This window comes from Microbacterium timonense, from assembly GCF_900292075.1.
GTDB lineage: Bacteria > Actinomycetota > Actinomycetes > Actinomycetales > Microbacteriaceae > Microbacterium > Microbacterium timonense.
In genome coordinates this window covers 24818-45214 of record NZ_OLMV01000006.1, presented here as the reverse complement: position 1 = coordinate 45214, position 20397 = coordinate 24818, and the positions used below count along the sequence as shown (strand labels likewise).

General features: G+C 70.0%; 16 protein-coding genes. 6 read left to right on the top strand and 10 right to left on the bottom strand.

All coding sequences use genetic code 11. The annotated features are described in order from the left end of the window. Positions 1–67: 67 nt before the first annotated feature. On the bottom strand, positions 68–1198 hold the full coding sequence (locus C9992_RS15205; protein WP_106816494.1) for a hypothetical protein: 1131 nt from the start codon (positions 1196–1198) through the stop codon (positions 68–70). 64 nt (positions 1199–1262) lie between these two features. Between C9992_RS15205 and C9992_RS15200 the strand changes: the two genes are divergently transcribed. Continuing rightward, the gene (locus tag C9992_RS15200) at positions 1263–1850 is read left to right on the top strand and encodes a TetR/AcrR family transcriptional regulator (protein WP_106816493.1); all 588 of its coding nucleotides are present in this window, start codon (positions 1263–1265) and stop codon (positions 1848–1850) included. A 4-nt stretch (positions 1851–1854) separates the two neighbouring features. Here the strand turns inward: C9992_RS15200 and C9992_RS15195 are convergent, their stop codons facing one another. The 8 genes from C9992_RS15195 to C9992_RS15155 all read right to left on the bottom strand — a co-directional run bounded on the left by C9992_RS15195 (position 1855) and on the right by C9992_RS15155 (position 12390). Next, a complete protein-coding gene (locus C9992_RS15195) occupies positions 1855–2649 on the bottom strand; it encodes a GTP pyrophosphokinase (RefSeq protein ID WP_235008269.1) in 795 nt (264 codons plus the stop codon). A gap of 78 nt (positions 2650–2727) precedes the next feature. Continuing rightward, a complete protein-coding gene (locus C9992_RS18515; protein WP_106816492.1) occupies positions 2728–3573 on the bottom strand; it encodes a transposase in 846 nt (281 codons plus the stop codon). 92 nt (positions 3574–3665) lie between these two features. Then, complete coding sequence (locus C9992_RS15185; protein ID WP_106816491.1) at positions 3666–4883, bottom strand: SAM-dependent methyltransferase; 1218 nt, start codon at positions 4881–4883, stop codon at positions 3666–3668. 233 nt (positions 4884–5116) lie between these two features. Continuing rightward, positions 5117–5389 (bottom strand): hypothetical protein, encoded by a 273-nt coding sequence (locus tag C9992_RS15180; protein WP_146145341.1) that lies wholly within the window; start codon positions 5387–5389, stop codon positions 5117–5119. Next, the gene (locus tag C9992_RS18265; protein WP_200826359.1) at positions 5334–5717 is read right to left on the bottom strand and encodes a hypothetical protein; all 384 of its coding nucleotides are present in this window, start codon (positions 5715–5717) and stop codon (positions 5334–5336) included. The genes C9992_RS15180 and C9992_RS18265 overlap by 56 nt, the downstream gene beginning before the upstream one ends. Before the next feature lie 99 nt (positions 5718–5816). Beyond that, positions 5817–7121, bottom strand: a complete 1305-nt coding sequence (xylB, locus tag C9992_RS15170) for a xylulokinase (RefSeq protein WP_106816489.1) — start codon at positions 7119–7121, stop codon at positions 5817–5819. Between the two features lie 150 nt (positions 7122–7271). Next, on the bottom strand, positions 7272–8462 hold the full coding sequence (gene xylA, locus C9992_RS15165; protein ID WP_106816488.1) for a xylose isomerase: 1191 nt from the start codon (positions 8460–8462) through the stop codon (positions 7272–7274). A gap of 616 nt (positions 8463–9078) precedes the next feature. Next, positions 9079–12390 carry a rhamnogalacturonan lyase family protein gene (locus C9992_RS15155; RefSeq protein ID WP_106816487.1) on the bottom strand — a complete coding sequence of 1104 codons (3312 nt, stop codon included), beginning with the start codon at positions 12388–12390 and terminating at the stop codon, positions 9079–9081. A gap of 156 nt (positions 12391–12546) precedes the next feature. Between C9992_RS15155 and C9992_RS15150 the strand changes: the two genes are divergently transcribed. Beyond that, positions 12547–13710 carry an ROK family protein gene (locus tag C9992_RS15150; protein ID WP_106816486.1) on the top strand — a complete coding sequence of 388 codons (1164 nt, stop codon included), beginning with the start codon at positions 12547–12549 and terminating at the stop codon, positions 13708–13710. A gap of 10 nt (positions 13711–13720) precedes the next feature. Here the strand turns inward: C9992_RS15150 and C9992_RS15145 are convergent, their stop codons facing one another. Then, the gene (locus C9992_RS15145; RefSeq protein ID WP_106816485.1) at positions 13721–14716 is read right to left on the bottom strand and encodes a LacI family DNA-binding transcriptional regulator; all 996 of its coding nucleotides are present in this window, start codon (positions 14714–14716) and stop codon (positions 13721–13723) included. 171 nt (positions 14717–14887) lie between these two features. Between C9992_RS15145 and C9992_RS15140 the strand changes: the two genes are divergently transcribed. Genes C9992_RS15140 through C9992_RS15125 form a run of 4 tightly spaced genes read left to right on the top strand, consistent with a single transcriptional unit; the run spans position 14888 to position 20374 of the window. Further along, a complete protein-coding gene (locus tag C9992_RS15140) occupies positions 14888–16177 on the top strand; it encodes an ABC transporter substrate-binding protein (RefSeq protein ID WP_106816484.1) in 1290 nt (429 codons plus the stop codon). A gap of 11 nt (positions 16178–16188) precedes the next feature. Next, positions 16189–17214 carry a carbohydrate ABC transporter permease gene (locus tag C9992_RS15135; protein WP_106816483.1) on the top strand — a complete coding sequence of 342 codons (1026 nt, stop codon included), beginning with the start codon at positions 16189–16191 and terminating at the stop codon, positions 17212–17214. A 50-nt stretch (positions 17215–17264) separates the two neighbouring features. Continuing rightward, on the top strand, positions 17265–18080 hold the full coding sequence (locus tag C9992_RS15130) for a carbohydrate ABC transporter permease (protein ID WP_235008283.1): 816 nt from the start codon (positions 17265–17267) through the stop codon (positions 18078–18080). Then, positions 18077–20374, top strand: coding sequence for a beta-xylosidase/alpha-l-arabinosidase (locus tag C9992_RS15125; RefSeq protein WP_106816481.1), 2298 nt, complete (start codon positions 18077–18079; stop codon positions 20372–20374). Before C9992_RS15130 ends, C9992_RS15125 begins: the two co-directional genes overlap by 4 nt. The last annotated feature ends 23 nt before the right edge of the window (positions 20375–20397 follow it).

The window sequence follows — 20397 nt, the reverse complement described above, 5'->3', positions numbered from 1 at the left end:
TGTGACGCTACCGCGCCGCGGGTCGCCGCGGGGCGCGGCCGGGCACCTCGCCTCGCCCGCCGAGCGCTCAGCCCTCCAGCTCGCGCGCCCGCGGGGTCAGCTCGGCGCGCGTTCGGTGGTGGCCGACGAGGGCCAGGATCACCCCGGCGACCAGCCATGCAGCCAGCACCAGCCATTGCGCGGCGGTCGCGGCATCCGGGAAGTACACCACCGACCGCAGCAGCGTCGCCGACGCGCCCGGCACGAAGTACTGCCCGATCTCACCCCACGGCACCGGCAGGAACTGCGGCGGTGCGGCGGCGCCGGCGATGGGATTCGCGATGAGCATCGTGATGACCGCCGCGACGACGATGCCGGCCGGTCCCATCAGAGAGGCCAGTCCGATGATCAGTGCACTGGTGGCGCTGACTCCGAGCCCGATCACCGCCGCGTTGAGCAGCCAGTCGCCCTCCAGGATGCCGAACCATGTCTGCATGACGAGCGTGATGAGGGCGCCGGCCGCGGCGCCGAAGACCACGAGCCCCACCAGACGCCGTCCCGCTCCCTGCACCCGCAGTGCGAGCACGATGCCGCCGATCATGCCGCCGAGCACCAGAGGGAACACCGATGCCGCGAGCCCGGCGCCGGTCGCGTCCCCGTCCGCGAGCGGCACGAGGTCGGTGACTTCGACGGTCGGGACCTCGGGCGCCGCGCCCTGGCCCGCCCCGGGCGGAAGCTGCGGGAGCTGCCCCGACGCGAGAGCCGTCGTGATCGCCGTCAACTGCTCCGTGAGGGCGGACTGCGCCATCGTGTCGATCTGCAGCTGCAGCTGCGTGGCGACGCCGCGAAGCCCCTGCGCGGCGACCGGACTCGCGGCGGTGGCGATCAGCACCTCCGGCTGATCACCGAGGAGGATCGCCCCATAGAGCTCGCGCGACTGGATGCGGGATACCGCATCCTCCCGCGAGTCGACCTCGTTCAGGACGAAGGGCGCCGGATCCTGCTCGGCCAGCTTGTCTTCGACGGCGTTCACGGCCTCGGCGGGTCCGGAGATGCCCACCGGCAGGTTCTGCGGCTGAGAGGTGGCGGCCGGCCACACGAACGCCATGACGACGATGCCCACCACGACAGCCCCGATCAGCCCGAACAGCGCGGCGAAGCTCCAGCGGGTGGGCCGCACGCGAGCGTCCTGCGGACGCGCCTCGGTGTGAGTGCTCATCGCATCCTCCTAAACAGAATGAATATTCTGTTTGTGAGAATAACAGAATCAGTATTCTGTTTCCATGCCGAAAGTATCGGAACAGTACCGAGAGGCGCGGCGCGACGAGATCGCCCGGGCCGCGCTGCGATGCCTCGAGCGCAACGGCGTTCGCGACACGTCGATCGCCGACATCGTCGAGGAGTCGGGTCTTTCCACCGGCGCCATCTACTCCCACTTCTCGAACAAGGCCGAGCTCGCCCGTTACATCGTCGGTCGCTTCCTCCTGCCCCGGATCGACGCGCTGGAGGCCGCGGGAGAACGGGGCGAAGCGGTGTCGCCTCGCACTGCACTGCAGGGCATGCTGTCGGTCTTCGACGAGCAGGGGCTCTCGCCGGCGCTCGTGCTCCAGTTCTGGGGCGAGGCCATGGTCGATCCGGGCATCCGCGAAGAGATGCTCCGAACGGCCGGCCGCCTGCGCCGCTCGCTCACCGTGGCCATCGGAGGCTGGGCGGAGGCTCAAGCCGACGGGAAGGATGCCGTGGCGCTGGCCGAAGAGACCGCTCGCTCCATCGCAGCCCTGGCGCAGGGCTACATCGCCAACACCGCCGTCTTCGGCCCGCGATCCGTGGACGAGTACCTGACCACCGCCGCCGCGGTGCTCGAGAGCTGATCGGTCAGACGGGCTGGATTCCGCTCTCATCCTGCACGGCCGGTGGCGGGCTCGCCGGTGCGGGCGCCGTCCCGCCGGCGGCGATCTCGCGGGCGGCCACGGGTGCGGCGTGGCGCGCGCTGCCGCCGCGGATCTGCCGGTGCAGGCGCTCCATACGGGCATCGAGCTCGGCCGCCGTGTCGGCGGCATCCTTCAGGCTCGCCAGCAGCTCCTCGGGCACCCGCGTGGCGTACTTGTAGTAGATCTTGTGCTCGAGGCTCGCCCAGAAATCCATCGCGATCGTGCGGAACTGCACCTCGACGGGCACCTCGATGCGCCCGGTGGACAGGAACACCGGCACCTCGAGGATCACGTGCAGGCTCTTGTAGCCGTTCGGCTTGGGGGCGGCGATGTAGTCCTTCACCTGGATGACGCGCACGTCGTCCTGCGCGGTGAGCAGGTCGAACAGCCGGTACACGTCAGCGGTGAAGCTGCAGGTGATGCGGATGCCGGCGATGTCGGTGATGTGCCGGCGGATCGAGGCGAAGTCGCCGTCGATGCCCTTGCGCTGCACCTTCTCGACCAGGCTGTCCGGCGACTTGACGCGGCTGGAGACGTGCTCGATCGGGTTGTAGTCGTGCGTGAGCAGGAACTCGTCGCGCAGGATGCCGATCTTCGTCTCGACCTCCTGCAGACCGAACCGGTACTCCATCATGAAGCGCTGCAGCTCGTCGCGGATCTCGCGCAGCTCGCTCGGAGAGACAGTGATCTCGCCTTCGTCGGACGTCGTCGCGGGCACCAGCGGTGCGGGAGTCGCCATGATCCCCACCGTAGGCAGGACGGCTACGAGAGTCCTGTGAAGCCGCCCCGGCTTTCGACGTGCACCATCGCTCGTGCGTCAGGTCTCGTCGAGCGCACGGTGCGCACGCTCGGACTCCTTCGCCGCCTCCCTCGCCTTGGCGGCCGCCTGCGCCCGCTCCTCCTCGACGGCGTCGAGCTTTTCCTGCGCTGACTTCTCGTCGGCCTCCAGCGCCTCCAGATCGCGGCGCAGATCGTCCATCCGCTCGCGCACGTGGTCCACTCGCTCCTGCGCCTTCGCGCGACGCGCATCGACACGGGCGAGCTCGCGTTCGGCCTCGTTCGCCAGCCGTTCCGCCTCGCGAGCGGCCTTCTCGGCGGCTTTGCGTGCGCGCCGCTCGGCGAGATCGTCGCGCGGCCGCGGCGCCTTCACCCCCGGCAGCGATCCGCCCACGGCCTCGGCGAGCGCGCCCGGCTCGATGTCGCCGGCCTCCAGGGGCGTGATCAGACGGCCGGTCAGCACCGCGGCGGCGGCAGCGGCATCCATCACCGCCGCGTTGATGGTCTTCTCGACGTCTTCCCGCGCGGCCGCGCTCACACTGCCGCCCGCCTGTTCGGCCAGGGCCACCGCCTGCTTGGCCAGGGCGGCCACCAGCTGCCGCCGCTGGCGTCCGAGCCGCGAGAGTTCGGCGGCGTCGAGGTCTTCCTGCGCCTCGCGCAGCGCACCCGACAGCTCGACGGCGTCAGCAAGCTGACCCTCCCGGGCGAGGAGGTTCACCGTCCACGCCGCCACCGTCGGCTTGCGGAGGGCCTTGATGCGCTTCGCGAGGGCCGGGGCGGCGTCACTCGCGCGCGCGTTGCGCGCCGCGGTGAACTGGGCGGGCGGGAGCGTGTACAGCTCCCCCGCGATCTCGTCGAGCTCCGAATCGGCGTCGGCGTGCGGCATCCGCCCATTCTCGCGTCCGGGCGCACGCGCCCACCACCTTCGCAGGCGGCTGGTCCGGCGGAGGCCGTCGAGACCTGCTCGGGACGCGCGGCTCACACCAGTTCGTAGAACCGCCAGAGCCCGAACTCGGGGACGACGACGCGGATGTCACTCCATCCGGCCGCCCGTGCGTAGTCGCGCAGGGTCGCTGGCCGCATCACCGTGCCGGTGCCGGCCGAAGGCTGATGCGACATGCCGTCGGGGAGGCAGACGAACAGGCTGAACCCGTACAGCAGCCGCTCGAGGTCGCCCGCGTTCGGAGCGAACCGCTCCTGCGCGGCCTCGTCCATGATCACGACGAACCCGTCGGCAGTCACCGCTTGCCGTGCCGCGGTCAGGACCTGGACGGGATGCGGCATGTCGTGAAGGCACTCGAACGCGAAGACGCCGTCGAAGGGCCCCTCTGCGGAGACCTGCGCCGCGTCGCGCAGCAGGAACTGCACGCGGTCCTCCACTCCGGCCGCCGCAGCGTTCCGCCGCGCCGCCTCGACCGACGGCTGGTCGATGTCGAAGCCCACCACGTGAAGGTCGGGATACGCGCGGGCCAGCGCGATCGACGACCACCCTCCTCCAGAGCCCAGGTCGGCGATGCGCGCGCCCGGTCGCCTGAGGACCTCATCCACGCGCTCGATACCAGCCACGACGTCGGGCAGCCGATCGAACCACGGCCGATTCATGTCTGCCTGCGCCTCTCGCGCGTGCCGGCCCAGCTGCTCCCAGCTCACGCCACCGCCGGAACGATACACCTCCACGAGGGCGTCCAGCTGGACGGCCGAAGCGGCTGCCATCCGCGCCAGCGGCTCGAGAAACGACAGGCTCCGGTGATCGAGCAGCACTTCCGCGACGCCGGGAGCGAGAAGGAATCGCCGGTCGGAGGCCGAATCGGCCACTCCGCTCGTGCTTTGCGCCACCGTCTCGATGTCAGCCGCCGCGACGAGCGGACGGGCCGCGAGGTCGCCGGCTTCTCGAACGCGAAGGATGCCGCTCGCCGCCTGCTGCTCCAGCCACTCACGGGCGTAGCGGGCGTCGGAGCCGGTGCGCTCGGCGAGCTCGGTGGCGGCCAGGCCGTCGGTTCTTGCCAGCTCGGCATACCAGCCGAGCTGCGAGCCGAGATGGATCGCCATCAGGTCGAACCATCCGAGCGTGGCGCCCATGATCCGGTCCGCGAACGCGGCTGCGGCCGCCCCTTCCGCTGCCTCCGGATCGGCCGATGCCGCGGTCGCGGGGGCTTCTATCGAGGTGGAATGCGTGGTCTCGCCCGTCGTCGACATGTCGTCTCCTTGGTGGGTGCGTTGCGTCTGAGAGCGACGCTAGGGAGCGTGAGGGGCACGCGCGTCGGCAGAACCGCGCAATCCCGTTCGCCACGCATCTGCACGATTCGGTGCACCTGCTCGCCGAGAGGCGAGGCGGGCGACATCGGTCGCGGCATCCGTCGTCTGCCACGTACTCGTCGGCACGCTGCGGATGCCGGACGTGCGCTCAGCCGACGCGGCCACCGGCGTGCTCATGTCAGGCGCACCTGCGCGATGACGAGCGCCGTCTCCGCCGCCGCCACCTCGTCACCGTCGCGGGAGAGCACTCGGAACGCGGCCTCGAGGTGCTCGAGGCAGGAGCGCTGGTCGCCCAGCCACCATTCGCACGATGCCAGCGCCCGCAGGTCGGCACCGGTGGCCGCATCATCGGCACGCGCCACCGTGAACCCGTCACGCGCCGTCTTCCAGTCACCGGACCGATATGCCGCTCGCGCCCTCTCGAGCACGGCGGTGGTGTCCGCCATGCCGGAATGGTACCGCCGCACGACGCGCGAAGCGGCGGGACGACGGCTGCGGCACCCCCTCTGGGGGCGACGTGTGCGCCGACACCGCGAAGAGGATCAGCATGATCGCCATCGTCACGAGATAGAACCCGTGCAGCACCCAGATCGGGCCGAACGGCAGGCTCAACACGTACACCGTATGGACGACGTTGCCGGCGTTGCCGAGGACGAGCGCGCTCGCGCTGTACGAGCGGAGATCGCGCGAGCGCAGCGCCTTGATCACCATCGGCAGGTTCGCCATGGCGAACAACACGGTCGAGACCGTGCCGGCGACCATCGCTGCGTCCATACAGGGAAGACACGGATGCCGCCCACCGCGATACATCGGTCGTTCGATGCATCTGCACCGCGGCGGTCTGCATGGTCCCGGCCGCCCGGCGCAGCGACCTCAGGACGCGAGAACGGATGCCGCCTGCCGTGCCGCTCCTCGCGCGACGTACTCTCCGGGCTCCGGCACCTCGACCGGCAGCCCGAGCACGAGCGGAGCGATCTGCCGCACCGCTTCGGACTGCGCGCCGCCGCCCACGAGCAGCGCGCGCTCCAGCGGCACCCCGAGACCGCGGAGGGCCTCCAGGCCCGCCGCCAGACCGGACAGCATGCCCTCCACGGCGGCGCGCGCCAGGTTCTCGCGGGTCGTCGAGGCGAGCGTCATGCCCGTCAGCGACGCAGTCGCGTCGGGAAGGTTCGGGGTGCGCTCGCCCTCGAAGTACGGCACCAGGGTCAGTCCGCCGGCGCCGGGTTCGGCCGCGAGAGCGAGGCGGGAGAGCTCGGCGTGGTCGACGCCGAGGAGGCGAGCGATCGCGTCGAGCACGCGGGCGGCGTTGAGCGTCGCCACCAGCGGGAGGAACCGGCCGGTGCAGTCCGCGAAGCCCGCGACCGTCCCGGTGGGGTCGATCGTGCGCTCCTCGCTCACCGCGAAGACCGTCCCGCTCGTGCCGATCGACACCACCACGTCGCCGGGCCCGGCCCCGAGCCCCAGGGCTGCGCCCGCGTTGTCGCCGGCACCCCCGCCGACACGCCGGCCGGCGGCATCCGTCACCCACTCGTCCGGTCCGAGCACGCGCGGCAGAACGGCGTCGCGCCCGAGCGCGGCGATCAGCAGCTCGCGGTCGTAGCCACCGGTCTGGGGGTTCCAGTACCCGGTCCCCGAGGCGTCGGAGCGGTCGGTGATGAGCTCGTCGAGCACGGGGCCGCGGGGTGCCTCGCCCTCGGGGCCGAAGCCGCGCAGCCGCCACGTCAGCCAGTCGTGCGGCAGGGCGACGGCCGCGACGCGCGCGGCGTTGTCGGGCTCCTGGTCGCGCAGCCAGCGCAGCTTCGTGATCGTGAAGGATGCCACGGGCACGAGGCCCGTGCGACGGGCGAGCTCCTCGGCGCCGAACTCGGCCGTCAGGTCGGCGGCCGCGCCGGCGGACCGGGTGTCGTTCCACAGCAGCGCGTCGCGGATCACCCGCCCGTCGGCGTCGAGCACGACCATGCCGTGCTGCTGTCCGCCGATCGCCCACGCCTCGACGTCGTCGAGGCCGCCCGCGTCGGCGATCGCCGTCTGCAGCGCCGTCCACCAGGCCTGGGGGTCCACCGACGTGCCGTCGGGGTGCGACGCGCGTCCCTGCCGGACGACGGTGCCCGCCTCGGAGTCCGTGATCACGACCTTGCACGACTGGGTCGACGAGTCGACTCCCATGACGAGGCTCATGTGCGCTCCTTCACGCGTGTCCTCCCCGCGAGACTTCAGTGGGGCGCCGAGACTGCAGCACTCGCATGCAGTCTGGGCGCCCCGATGAAGTCTCGCGGAGACGGAGGGTTCGGGTTCGGGTTCGGGTGGAGACCGGGGGGGACCGGAGGGTCAGCCGCGGGCGCCGAGCAGGTGCTCGGTCGCGAGCTGCTGCAGCCGGACGAACCCGAAGCCCTTGCCGCCCAGGTAGGCGTTCGCGTCGAAGTCCTCATAAGCGGAGCGGTCGGCGAGGAAGTCCTCGTAGGTCTCGCCCTCGCCGAGCGTCGGCACCGAGAGTTCGGGAACGCGTGCGGCCTCGAGCGCCTCCTGCACCTCGGGATCGGCGCGGAAGGCCGCGGCACGCTCCTTGAGCAGCAGGTAGGTGCGCATGTTGGCGGCGGCGGAATCCCACACGCCGGTCTCGTCCTCGGTGCGCGAGGGCTTGTAGTCGAAGTGGCGGGGGCCGTCGTACGCCGGCACACCGCCGGGGCCGCCGTTCTCGAGCAGGTCCACCAGCGCGAACGCGTTGTGCAGGTCGCCGTGGCCGAAGACCAGGTCCTGGTCGTACTTGATGCCGCGCTGACCGTTCAGGTCGATGTGGAAGAGCTTGCCGTGGTACAGCGCCTGTGCGATGCCGGCCGCGAAGTTGAGACCGGCCATCTGCTCGTGGCCGACCTCGGGGTTCAGGCCCACCAGCTCCGGGCGCTCGAGCGAGTCGATGAACGCGATGGCGTGACCCAGGGTCGGCAGCAGGATGTCGCCGCGGGGCTCGTTCGGCTTCGGCTCGATCGCGAAGCGGATGTCGTAGCCCTTGTCGACGACGTACTGTCCCAGGATGTTGACGGCCTCGCGGTAGCGCTCCAGCGCCGCACGGATGTCCTTCGCCGAGTCGTACTCGGCGCCCTCGCGCCCGCCCCACATGACGAAGGTCTTGGCACCGAGCTCGGCGCCGAGGTCGAGCTGGCGGAAGACCTTGCGCAGCGCGTACCGGCGCACGGCGCGGTCGTTGGAGGTGAAGCCGCCGTCCTTGAACACAGGAGCGGAGAAGAGGTTGGTCGTGACCATCGGCACGATGAGGCCGGTGTCGGCCAGCGCGCCCTTGAGGCGGTCGATCTGCGTCTGACGCTCGGCGTCGCTCGAGCCGAAGGCGAACAGGTCGTCGTCATGGAACGTCAGACCGTAGGCGCCGAGCTCGGCGAGCTTCTCGACGGCGTGCACGACGTCCAGCGCGGGCCGGGTCGGGCCGCCGAAGGGATCGGTGCCGTTGTAGCCGATCGTCCAGAGTCCGAACGAGAACTTGTCGTCGCGAGTGGGGGTGGGCATGACGCTCCTTTGCGGGAAATGTTGCTGACGACAACCTATACCAGAACGGATGCCGCGTCCAGCGCGAGCAGCGCAGCGCCGGCATCCGTTCCCCCTGGGCTCCGCGACGCCCTACCCGTACGGTGCCGCGCGCGTCAAGCCCCGTGCACCGAAATCTTGGTGGGACCAGGATCATTCACGAGGAGAGGAGATCCCGATGGTGCTCGAGAGACCGACCTCTCCGGTACGACGGGGCGCACTGCGTTCGCGGACGGTGCCGTCGCTGAAGGAACTGCCGAGCCGTCGGCCGCAGCCGCCCGCGCCCGAGTCGGCGAACGTGCAATGGGACCGCGTCGACATCGATCGGTACCTGGTCACCGTCGGCGGTGACGCGGTCGGCTTCATCGACGTGGTCGGCGCCGTGTTCGTCGTGCTCGCGGGACCGCGATACGACCGCGCCGTCGAGGTGCTGCAGACGCTGGACTTCGCGACGGCGATCGGGTGGCTCTCGCCCGTCAACCCCGAGCGCGCCGACCCCTCCCGACCCCTGACCCCGGCCGGCACGGAAGGCGCCAGCGCCTGGATCCACGTACGCGGTGGGGCCGGTCCGAACCGACCCCACCGCGTCAGGGTGTGCTCAGCCTTTGCCGGGCCCGACGGCTCGCACCGTCAGGGTGACCGGCTCACTCACCGAGGGTGCCACGCCGTCGACGCCGGCTCCGCTTCGCGGCACCCCGGTGAACTCGGCCGTGAGCTGGTGCGTCCCCGCCTCCAGCGGTCCGATGTGCAACCGGGCGACGCCGCGCTTGTCGAGCTCGACCGGCTCCCCGACGGGCGTGCCGTCCAGCAGGAGTCGCACCGTCGCGCCGCTGACCGTGATGGGGGCATCCACCGAGACCGTGACGGGCACCCGCTGCTTCGAGACGACCTCGGTGCGCGGCACCGACACGGTCACCTGCGACGGCAGCATCGACGGCACCGCGATATCGGTGCGCTGCGACGGCAGCTCCGCCTCGTCGCCGAGGTAGAAGCTGGCGAAGCCGACCTGGTCGTAGCCGGTGTTCTTGTTGGCCACGCCGTTGCGGTACATCGGGTCGTGCATCAGCGTGCGGATGCCGTACTCGGTGGGGGCCAGCGTCGTGACGATGCCCAGCCGGTTGCCGCTGGCGCGCAGCACCAGCTCCTCGCGCCAGTCGCCGAACAGATCGGCCTTGAGCGTCGGGGTGCTCTTGTTGCCCGTCGACGTAAGGCCGGTCGCGAGGTACGACGTCGGCGTGAAGGTCAGGTCGTCGATGCTGTTGATCGTCGCCCCATTGACCCCCATGTGCGTCAGACCGCCGCCGAACCAGATGGCGTTCTGACCCTGCGGGATGCCGCGAGCGCTGGACGTAGTCGTCAGCACCTCGCCGGTGACCATGCTGCGCACCTCACGAGTGACTCCGGCGGATCCCGCCTGGGCTCCAGGCCAGCGATTCGAGAAGTTGCCCGCGACACTGCCCTCGTCATCGCTGGCGGCGTAGACGCCGTAGAGGAGCGAGTTCTCGTAGACGATCTCACCGTTCTCGTTCAGCCGCTTGCCCTTCATCGGGTCGTAGCCGGCAGGACCGGGAAGCCAGCCGCTGTGCACGCCGGTGCGGATGTCGTCGAGCAGATGCTCCTCCATGCCGGACCACTCGCGGATGTTGTCATCCTTGTCGACCGGCAGCAGCGCGCTGCGGTCACCGTGGCGAAGAGGCGCCCAGACGTTCTCCGGGTTGTTGCGGACCTCGTCGGTGGCGAACTGGAATTCACCCGGGACCGGCGGAACCCCGTCCTGGCCCTCGATCGTCGGCATCACATCGCCGTTGAGCACCTTCGGCAGGATCTTGGTCTTGTCGGCGTTCAGGCCCAGGACCATCGCCTTGAGCACCACCTCGTCCCAGCCGTCGCCGTCCAGGTCGGCCGACGTCGTGAAGTGGTTCCCACGGTTCTGGTAGTCGTAGGCGGTGCCGCCCAGCGACCAGTACTGCGGGTCCGCCGAGTCGAAGCTCGCCTGCAGGTGCACCTGGCCGTCCACGATGTCGAAGGCGGCGAGGGTCGTGCGGTGGTAGTAGCCGCGCTGCGAGACTGCGTACTTGTTGACCCCGTCGAGGGCCGCCACCACACCGACGTAACGGTTGGCCCGGTTGCCCTGTGCATCGCCGTACGAAGCGGCTTTCCACGGGTGCTCCAGCCAGTAGGCCTCGGACTCCGCCATGATCTGCGCCTTGTAGTCGTTCGCCGAGGTGCCCGCGCCGGGCCCGGGAAAGGCCAGGTACGAGTAGTTGCCGCGTTGCGTGGCTGGGGTCATCGCCCAGTTCTCGCCGTCGACGCTCGCCTCGTACGGGAACGGGTACCGCTCGCTGTCCACGAGCACGCCCTTGCCTGACGCGGCATCCCATTCGAAGGCCGAGAAGAATTCCTGGTCGTCCTTCGCCGGGCCGATGGGACCCACGTGGTACGTCTTGATCCACCGCTTCAGTGCCGGATCGTTCGGTCCGTCGTTGCCGCCGCCGGCGGTGGGGCTGCGGTACGAGATGCTGAAGCTGTTTAGCAGCGACCAGTAGGTGTCCAGCGCCTGCTCGTTTCCGGTGGCGAAGTACTCCTTGAACTTATCGGTGGTCGCCTGCAGGCCATCTTCCCCGCCGACCACGCCGGAGTCCGGGTAGACGACCGACTGCGTCGCCTCGTCCCAGTTGCCGATCCGCGTGCCGAGCGCGGTCTTCAGCATGAGCTCGGACGTGCCGTCGCCGTCGAAGTCCTCGGCGAACAGCGTCGTCTCGTGGTCGTTGGCCGACCGCACGTTGTAGCCCATGTCGACGCGGAACAGCAGCGTGCCGTCCTGCTTGTACACGTCGATGTACTCCGGCGCGGTGGTGGTGTTGCTGCCGCCGAAGATCGGCTCCGAGTACATCGGGTCGACCTGCGTGCTGCGCCACTTCACGACGATCTCGTACTCGCCGTCTCCGTCGAAGTCGCCCACAGTCATGTCGTGCGTCGAGTACGGGGCGCTCTGCGACGTGTAGATCGCGCCGGATTGCGTCTTCGCATACGGGAGCTTCGTGCCGCTGTCGAGCTGCTCGACGTACTGGATGAACTTTCCCTCCAGCTCCGCGTACAGGGCGTCGCCGATGAGACCGTCGGCGCTCAGCGGAGCGCTGGGCTGCCAGTTCTCGGAGTTGTGCTCGTTGAGCGCGGCGACCCAGCCGCTCAGCTGCTCGGCCGTGACGGGCGTCTTGGCGTCGTGCGGCTCACGGAATGCCCGCAGCAGGTCCATGTCCACCACATACCAGTTCTGCCCGCCCGTATCGGGGATCACCATGTCAGCGGCGTTGAGGTTCGTGCCGGGGCCGAACCGGTGGCCACGGTACGTGAAGTGGGCCAGCGGCACGGGTGCGGGGGCCGGCTTCAACGGGATGTAGTGCACGGCGCCCCGACCGGCCTGCCCCGATTGGCCCGGCAGGCTCGACAGCATCGGTGCGCTCATGCCGGCGCGCAGGCCTTCGACGCCATCGATGACCGGCGCCACCTCGTACACTGAGGCCACCGTCCCGTCGGGGTCGGTGTAGTTGGACGGAGTGACGTCCTCCTTCACCACACCGGGGTTCGTGTCGTAGTCGCTCTCGGGCTGGACGTCTCGCGGCGCGATCGTCGCGATCTTCTGGAAGCCGGCGTCGCCGTCCTTGCGGTAGACGTTCCATGAGATGCCGTCAGGTTCGTCGCCCAAGAATCGCCAGCTCAGGAAGATGCCTTCCGCGCCCTGGGCGGCGACGAGGCCCCGCGTCAGATACTCCATCGGACGCAGGTCGGATGCCGCTTCAGCCGGCCGTTTCGCCGGCTCCACGGCCACGGCGGGACTCACGCCCACCATGGGGATGCAGACGGCCAGCGCCACGGTCAGCGGAACGAGCTTCCGCGGTGTGGTTCGCACTTCGCACTCTCCTTCGAGTTTGAGGGGAATGGGTGCTCATCGCGCCGATCCACAATGGGCAACCGCTTTCCCGCATTGTTTCGCGTCGTCTCTCCGAGCGCAACCCCTGCCGCGATGAGACGGGGACCGGCGGCTATGCCCCTCTACAGTGAGGGTATGAACGAGCCCGTCGGCAGCCGCCAAGCCAACCTCTCGCGGCTGCTGCGGCTGGCACATCTCGAGGGTCCGGTGTCCCGGGCGACGCTGACGGGCATGACGGGTCTGAATCGCTCCACCATCGCGGACCTCGTGGGCGACCTCGTCAGCCTCGGGCTCGTGGAGGAGCGCGCGCCGGACCCGAGTCGCCGCGTCGGACGCCCCTCCCCCCTCGTCGCGGCGCACCCGCGGGTGACCGCCATCGCGGTCAACCCCGAGGTCGACGCGCTCACGATCGCGGCGGTGGGCCTGGACGGGACGGTGCGCCGACGCGAGCGCGTCGAGATGACGGGCCTCATCGGCCCGGAGCGCACCGCGGAGCTCATCGGCGAGCGCCTCGACTCATGGCGCGCCGGCGATCTCGCGGATGCCGCCCTCGCCGGGGTGGGAATCGCCGTTCCGGGCCTCGTGCGTGCCTCGGACGGCCTGGTCCGCGATGCGCCCCACCTGCGCTGGACCGACACCGCCCTGCGGGAGCTGGTCGAGACGGCCACCGGTCTTCCCACGGTGGTCGGCAACGACGCGACGATGGGCGTGCTCGCCGAGCACCTGTTCGGTGCCGCGCGGGGCATCGACGACGTCGTCTACCTGAACGGCGGCGCCAGCGGCATCGGCGGGGGACTCATCGTGCAGGGGATGCCGGTTTCCGGCGCACGCGGCTACTCCGGCGAGTTCGGCCAGAACCGGCCGGGGATCGCCTCCCCCGCCGACCGCCGCGCCGGGGACGGGGTGCTCGAGGACGAGGTCAGCCGCGCGCGCCTGCTCGCCGTCCTCGGGCACGACAACGCCGACGAGCCGGCGCTGGCCGACATGCTCCGGTCATCGACCAGCCCCGAGGTGCGGGACGAGGTCGCGCGGCAGCGCCGCATCCTCGCCACTGCGCTGGCCAACGCGGTGAACGTCCTCAATCCCGCGGTGGTCGTGCTCGGCGGATTCCTCGCGATGCTCGCGACGGACGACCTCGACGGCTTCACCCGCGCCGTGGTCGCGCAGACCATGCCCGCCAACGGCGAGGACCTCGAGATCCGGCCGGCGGCGCTCGGGCAGGATCGGCTCCTCATCGGCGCCGCCGAGGCCGCGTTCAGCGACCTGCTGCGCGACCCCGCGGGTTTCTCGCCGGGCTGAGCCCTCCCGTTCAGGCGGGCGGCGCCGTCGTGGCGCGCGGCACGAGTCTCGTGGGCAGCGTCACGCGGGTGGCCGCGGGGGCGTGACCGTCCATCAGGGTGAGCAGCAGACGTGCCGCCTCGGCACCGAGCGTCTGCATGGGCTGGCGGACCGTCGTGAGCGCCGGCGTGGTCTTGGAAGCCTCGGGGATGTCGTCGAACCCGATGACCGAAAGGTCGCGGGGCACGTCGATCCCGAGCTCCGCGGCGACCTTCACGATCTCCATGGCAGAGATGTCGTTCGCGGCGAAGATCGCCGTAGGCCGGTCCCCCCGGCGCAGCATCTCGACGGCGGCCACGCGAACCGCATCGGGCTGATAGCTGCCCGAACCCACGAGAGCCGGATCCAGCGTGAGCCCCGCGTCGGTGAGTGCCCGCCGGTAACCGGCATCACGGGCGATCGACGAGCGCAGATCGGGCCGGCCGGCGATGAAGCCGATGCGGGTGTGGCCGAGCTCCAGGAGGTACCGCGTGGCCTGCAGCGCACCGCCGTAGCTGTCGCATTCGACCGTGGGGAGGTCTGCCGGGCCGGTGTGGGGGTCGATGGCGACCAGCGGCACCTCCGTGCTGACGTTCACCACCGTCGGGGTGACCATGATGGCGCCGTCCACCAGGGTGCCGCTCAGGCGCGACAACGAGCGGCGCTCCCATCCCTCCGCTGCGCCGTGGGAGCCGGAGTAGGCGAGCAGGTCGTAGCGCGAGTCGCGCAGTGCCTCGCCCACGCCTTTGAGGATCTCCGCGCTGAACGGCTCGAAGTCGGCCACCAGCACGCCGATGACGCCTGTCGTGCGCGAGCGCATGCTGCTGGCGATGAGGCTCGATTCGTACCCGAGCTCAGCGACGACGGCGAGCACGCGGTCGACGGTCTCGCTGGCGACCCCGTACCGCCCGTTAACCGCCTTCGAAACGGTCGCGACCGAGACGCCGGCAGCGGCGGCGACGTCGGTGATGGTGGGCCGGCGCTTCATGATCTCGAAAGCGTAACGGATTGGAAATCGTTTTCGAAAACGTTTGACAACGATTTGTTGCCCGCTGAGACTTTTCTCGCTCGGCTCGCACGCCGACAGCGCGATGCGCAATCGCGCCGACCAACGCACCGCACAGCAGAGGTGCGCCTCAACGAAGAGAACGGGAATCACATGAAGGGCAACAGAATCCTCGCCGGATCTGCGGCGCTCGTCGCCGGCGTGCTCGCGCTCGCCGGCTGCAGCGCCGGTGGATCGAGCGACAACGGCGACGGCACGGTGGAGATGACGCTCTGGCAGAACTCCACGACCGGCCCGGGTCAGCAGTTCTGGAAGGACGCGATCGCCGCGTTCGAGGAAGAGAACCCCAACGTCAAGATCAAGATGCAGTCGATCCAGAACGAGGACCTCGACGGCAAGCTGCAGACCTCGTTGAACGCGGGCGACCCGCCGGACATCTTCCTGCAGCGCGGCGGCGGCAAGATGGCCGCCATGGTGCAGGCCGGTCAGCTGATGGACCTCACCGGGAAGATCGAGGGCGAGGCCAAAGAGAACATCTCCGAGGGCTCTTTCAAGGCCGAGACCTACCAGGACAAGATCTGGGCGATGCCGCTGTCGGTTCTGCCCGGTGGGATCTTCTACAGCCAGGACCTCTACACCGCCGCCGGCATCACCGAGAACCCGACGACGATCGACGAGCTCGTCGCCGCGAACGACAAGCTCAAGGCGACCGGCGTCGCTCCGCTCGCCCTCGGCGCGAAGGACGCATGGCCCGCCGCGCACTGGTTCTACTGGTTCGCGCTGCGCGAGTGCGCTCCCAAGACCGTGGAGGAGACCGGGGACTCGAAGGACTTCAGCGACCCGTGCTGGCTCAAGGCCGCTGAGGATCTCGAGGAGTTCGCCGCCACCGAGCCGTTCAACGAGGGCTTCCTGACGACCTCGGCTCAGCAGGGCGCGGGCAGCTCGGCCGGTCTGGTCGCCAACCACAAGGCCGCCGGCGAGCTCATGGGCGCCTGGGACCCGGGCGTGATCGCTTCGCTCACGCCGGACGAGAAGCCGCTTCCCGACCTCGCCTGGTACCCCTTCCCCGAGGTGCCCGGCGGCAAGGGCGAGCCCGGATCGATCATGGGTGGTCTCGACGGCTACTCGTGCGCCGCTCAGGCTCCGAAGGAGTGCGTCGACTTCCTGAACTTCATCGCCTCGAACGACCAGCAGACGGCCTACTACAAGGCGTTCTCGTCGCCGCCGGTCAACGCCGAAGCGCAGAAGGCCGTCACTGAGCCGTACCTCCAGCAGATCCTCGAGGCCTACAACAAGGCGCCGTTCGTCTCGCAGTGGCTCGACACGGTGCTCGGCCAGAACGTCGGGAACGCACTGAACGTGGCCGTCGTCGACATGCTGGCCGGTCAGAGCTCCCCGCAGGAGCTCATCGACGCGGTCAACCAGGCCGGCGCGAAGGGCTAGGACGACACCCCATGCAGACAAGCGAGACACCGAAGACGGACGATCGCCCGGAGACGGATCTCGCGCAGCGTTCCGGGGGCGGCGGCGTCACACCGCCGCCCTCGGCGTCGCCGCGCCGCCGACCGCGAGGACTCGGGTGGAAGGGCCGACTGGAGATCGCGATCCTGGCCGGACCGGCCATGGTCTTCTTCGTCGGGTTCGTCATCTTCCCCGTCGTCATGGCGGCGTACTACGGGTTCTTCAACTGGCACGGCTATGGGCCGGCGGTCGACTTCATCGGGTTGAAGAACTACATCACGATCCTCACCGACCCCGAATTCCTCGAGGCACTGGGCCACAACGCGTTCATCGTGGTCACGTCGCTCCTCATCCAGGGACCGCTCGCGCTGCTGCTGGCGCTCCTGCTCAATCGCAAGATGCGCGGGCAGTCCGTGATCCGTGTGCTCATCTTCGTGCCGTACGTCATCGCCGAGGTCGTCGTGGGCACCGGGTTCAGCCTGATGCTGGCCACCAACGGCGGCCTGAACGGCGTGCTCGAGAAGTGGGGCCTGTCAGGGCTCGCCCACGACTGGCTCTCCGACCCGAACATCGCGATCTGGACGCTCGTCGCGATCCTGACCTGGAAGTACGTGGGCTTCGCGGTCATCCTCTTCCTCGCAGGTCTGCAAGGCATTCCGGACGAGCTCTACGAGGCCGCCGCCATCGATGGCGCCACCTACTGGCAGATCCAGCGCCGGATCACGATCCCGCTGCTCGGGCCGACCCTGCGCATTTGGGCGTTCCTGTCCATCATCGGGGCGCTGCAGCTCTTCGATCTCGTCTACATCATCTGGGGGCAGTACGTCGCGCCGGTGGCGGGCACCTCGACGATGGCGACCTACATGGTGGCCAACGGCCGCAACGCCGGCAACTTCGGCTACGGCAACGCCGTCGCCGTGGTGATCTTCCTCATCTCCCTCATCGTCGCCCTCGTCTACCAGCGCTTCGTGCTTCGCCGCGACACGGCGGGCGCCCTCACCGAAAGGAACGCCGAATGACTACCGCCGCATTGGCGACCGTCGAGCTGCCGGCTCCCCGGCGCCAGCGGATGCGCCGCGCGACGCCGGCCGTGTGGTTCGTCGCGCTCGTCGTGATCGCGCTGATGCTCGGGCCGGTCATCTACATCATCCTCGGCGGATTCCGCACCAACTCGCAGATCACGACGGACCCGGGAGGCCTGCCCGACCCGTGGGTGTGGGCCAACTACCTCGGTGTGCTGACCGGCGGCGTGTTCTGGCAGCAGGTGCTCAACTCCGCCATCGTCGCGGTCGCCACGACCGCGGGCGTCATCGCGCTGGGCCTCATGGCCAGCTACGTGCTCGCGCGGTACCGCTTCCGCGGCCGGGGCGCCATGTATGCCCTGTTCGCGGCCGGCCTCATGTTCCCGATCACCGTCGCCATCACGCCCCTGTACATCGTCGTGCGCGACATCGGGCTCATCAACTCCCTCGGCGGGGTCATCCTTCCCCAGATCGCGTTCGCGCTGCCGACGACGATCATCATCCTGGTGCCGTTCCTCCGCGCGATCCCCGACGAGATCGAAGAGGCGGCGTTCATCGATGGCTGCAGCCGTCTGGGCTTCTTCTGGCGCATGGTGCTGCCGCTGGCTGTCCCGGGCGTCATCACCGTCGGCATCCTCGCCTTCATCGGCAGCTGGAACAGCTACCTGCTGCCCCTGTTCCTCCTCAACGACAGCGCGAACTTCACGCTGCCGCTGGGTGTGCAGGCGTTCTCGTCGCAGTACTCGGTCGATACGGCCAAGGTGCTCGCCTTCACGTCGCTGTCGATGATCCCGGCGCTGGCGTTCTTCAGCCTGTTCGAGCGTCGCATCGTCGGCGGTCTCACGGGGGCGGTCAAGGGATGAGCGGGGTGGATTTCCCGCCGGTCTCCGAGCGGGTGCGGTCGTTGCACGCGCAGATGACCCTTGAGGAGAAGCTCGCCCAGCTGGTCGGGTACTGGGTGGACCAGGGCGACGAGATCGTCGCGCCGATGGCCAACGAGATGGCGACCTCGACCCGATACGAGGATGCCGTGACCCACGGCATCGGGCACCTCACCCGCGTCTACGGCACGCGGCCGGTGGACCCGGTCGAACGTGCGGAGTGGCTCTGGCGCGAGCAGCGCAGGCTTCGGGAGGAGACGAGGCTCGGCATCCCCGCCATCGTGCACGAGGAGTGCCTGACCGGCCTCGCGGCGTGGAAGGCGGCGACGTTCCCCACCCCGCTGGCGTGGGGCGCAGCCTTCGACCCCGACCTGACCGAGGAGATCGGTGCGGCGATCGGACGCACCATGGCGCAGCTCGGCATCCACCAGGGTCTGGCGCCGGTGCTCGATGTCGTGACCGACCCGCGTTGGGGCCGCGTGGACGAGTGCATCGCCGAGGACCCCTACGTCGTCGGCACGATCGGCACCGCGTACGTGCGCGGCGTGCAGTCTGCCGGCGTCCACGCGACGCTGAAGCACTTCGCGGGATACTCCGCGTCGCAGGCCGGCCGCAACCACGCGCCGGTCCACATGGGCCGGCGCCGGCTCCAGGACCTCATGCTGCCGCCGTTCGAGATGGCCGTGCGCGACGGCGGGGTGCGGTCGGTCATGAACTCGTACGCCGAGATCGACGGTGTCCCGGTCGCGTCGGACGAGGGGCTTCTCACCGGCATCCTCCGCGACGAGTGGGGATTCGACGGCACGGTCGTGGCGGACTACTTCTCGGTCGCCTTCCTGCACACGCTGCACGGCGTCGCGGCGGATCTGGGCGAGGCGGCCGTGCTTGCGCTGCGCGCCGGGATCGACGTCGAGCTGCCCACCGGCGACGCCTTCGTCGAGCCGTTGCGCGAGCGCCTCGCCGCGTACCCGGACGAGGTGGCTCTCGTCGACCGCGCCGTGCTGCGGGTGCTCTCGCAGAAGGAGGAGCTCGGCCTTCTCGACGAGGACTCCTCCGCGCCGCCGGCCGCCGTCGACCTGGATGGACCCGAGCTGCGGGAGCTTGCCCGCCGCGCTGCGGAGGAGTCCATCGTGCTGCTGCGCAACGACGGCGTGCTTCCGCTGGCTGCGCCGCGAACGATCGCGCTGCTCGGTCCGAACGCCGATGCGGCGGAGTCGCTGATGGGCTGCTACTCGTTCGCCAACCACGTGCTGGCACACCATCCCGGCGTGTTGCTCGGCTTCGAGATCCCCACGATCGCGCAGTCGCTGCGGGCGCAGTTCCCGGATGCCGCGGTCCTCGTCGAGCGCGGCTGCGACGTGGAGGACCCCGACCCGGCGGGCATCGCGGCCGCGGTGGATGCCGCGACCGAGGCGGACGTCGCCGTCGTGGTCGTCGGCGACCGGGCCGGGCTGTTCGGGCGTGGCACCGTCGGCGAGGGGAACGACGTCGACGACCTGGAGCTGCCGGGAGTGCAGCGGCGCCTGGTCGAGGCAGTCATCGCGACCGGCACCCCCACTGTCGTGGTGGTCGTCTCGGGCCGCCCGTACGCCATCGGGTGGATGCTGCAAGGACCGTCCGCTGCCGCCGCGGTGCTTCAGGCCTTCTTCCCCGGCGAGGAGGGCGCCCCGGCCCTGGCGGGCATCATCGCGGGCGACCGCTCGCCATCCGGCCGGCTCCCGGTGTCGCTGCCCCGATCGGCCGGCGCCCAGCCGTACACCTACCTGCACCCCGTGCTCGGAGGGCCGACCGAGATCACCAGCGCCGACAACACGCCGGCGCTCCCCTTCGGGTTCGGGCTGACGTACACGACGTTCGCCCACGACGACCTCACCGCATCGCCGACCCCCACGGACGGGACCATCACGGCGAGCGTGCGGGTGACGAACACCGGCGATCGCGCCGGAACGGACGTCGTCCAGCTCTATGCGCGAGACCTCGTGGGGTCGGTCACCCGGCCTGTGGCCCAGCTCCTCGCCTACCAGCGGGTGACGCTCGAGCCGGGGGCGTCGGCGACCGTGACGTTCGCGGTGCCCGCGGCGCGACTGGCGTTCACCGGTCGGGACGGACATCGCATCGTCGAGCCCGGAGACGTGGACCTGTGGGTCGGGCCTTCCTGCGCGGAACGCGAGACGGAGGTGCGGATCGGCCTCACCGGACCGGTGCAGCCGGTGACCGCGCAATCCGGACGGCTGGCCACCGCCGACGTCGTCCCACTCGTGCCCGAGCCGCGCTGACCCGTCGCGCTCGGTCCCGCCAC

What these genes read in the sequence shown, in the direction of transcription:
- C9992_RS18515 (WP_106816492.1), bottom strand. Translation starts at nt 3,573, where the DNA reads ATGCCGCACGCCGACGCCGATTCGGAGCTCGACGAGATCGCGGGGGAG.
- C9992_RS15130 (WP_235008283.1), top strand. Translation starts at nt 17,265, where the DNA reads ATGCGCCGCGCGACGCCGGCCGTGTGGTTCGTCGCGCTCGTCGTGATC.
- xylA (WP_106816488.1), bottom strand. Translation starts at nt 8,462, where the DNA reads ATGCCCACCCCCACTCGCGACGACAAGTTCTCGTTCGGACTCTGGACG.
- C9992_RS15135 (WP_106816483.1), top strand. Translation starts at nt 16,189, where the DNA reads ATGCAGACAAGCGAGACACCGAAGACGGACGATCGCCCGGAGACGGAT.
- xylB (WP_106816489.1), bottom strand. Translation starts at nt 7,121, where the DNA reads ATGAGCCTCGTCATGGGAGTCGACTCGTCGACCCAGTCGTGCAAGGTC.
- C9992_RS15185 (WP_106816491.1), bottom strand. Translation starts at nt 4,883, where the DNA reads ATGTCGACGACGGGCGAGACCACGCATTCCACCTCGATAGAAGCCCCC.
- C9992_RS15125 (WP_106816481.1), top strand. Translation starts at nt 18,077, where the DNA reads ATGAGCGGGGTGGATTTCCCGCCGGTCTCCGAGCGGGTGCGGTCGTTG.
- C9992_RS15150 (WP_106816486.1), top strand. Translation starts at nt 12,547, where the DNA reads ATGAACGAGCCCGTCGGCAGCCGCCAAGCCAACCTCTCGCGGCTGCTG.
- C9992_RS15200 (WP_106816493.1), top strand. Translation starts at nt 1,263, where the DNA reads ATGCCGAAAGTATCGGAACAGTACCGAGAGGCGCGGCGCGACGAGATC.
- C9992_RS15195 (WP_235008269.1), bottom strand. Translation starts at nt 2,649, where the DNA reads ATGGCGACTCCCGCACCGCTGGTGCCCGCGACGACGTCCGACGAAGGC.
- C9992_RS15140 (WP_106816484.1), top strand. Translation starts at nt 14,888, where the DNA reads ATGAAGGGCAACAGAATCCTCGCCGGATCTGCGGCGCTCGTCGCCGGC.
- C9992_RS15205 (WP_106816494.1), bottom strand. Translation starts at nt 1,198, where the DNA reads ATGAGCACTCACACCGAGGCGCGTCCGCAGGACGCTCGCGTGCGGCCC.
- C9992_RS15180 (WP_146145341.1), bottom strand. Translation starts at nt 5,389, where the DNA reads ATGGCGGACACCACCGCCGTGCTCGAGAGGGCGCGAGCGGCATATCGG.
- C9992_RS15145 (WP_106816485.1), bottom strand. Translation starts at nt 14,716, where the DNA reads ATGAAGCGCCGGCCCACCATCACCGACGTCGCCGCCGCTGCCGGCGTC.
- C9992_RS18265 (WP_200826359.1), bottom strand. Translation starts at nt 5,717, where the DNA reads ATGGACGCAGCGATGGTCGCCGGCACGGTCTCGACCGTGTTGTTCGCC.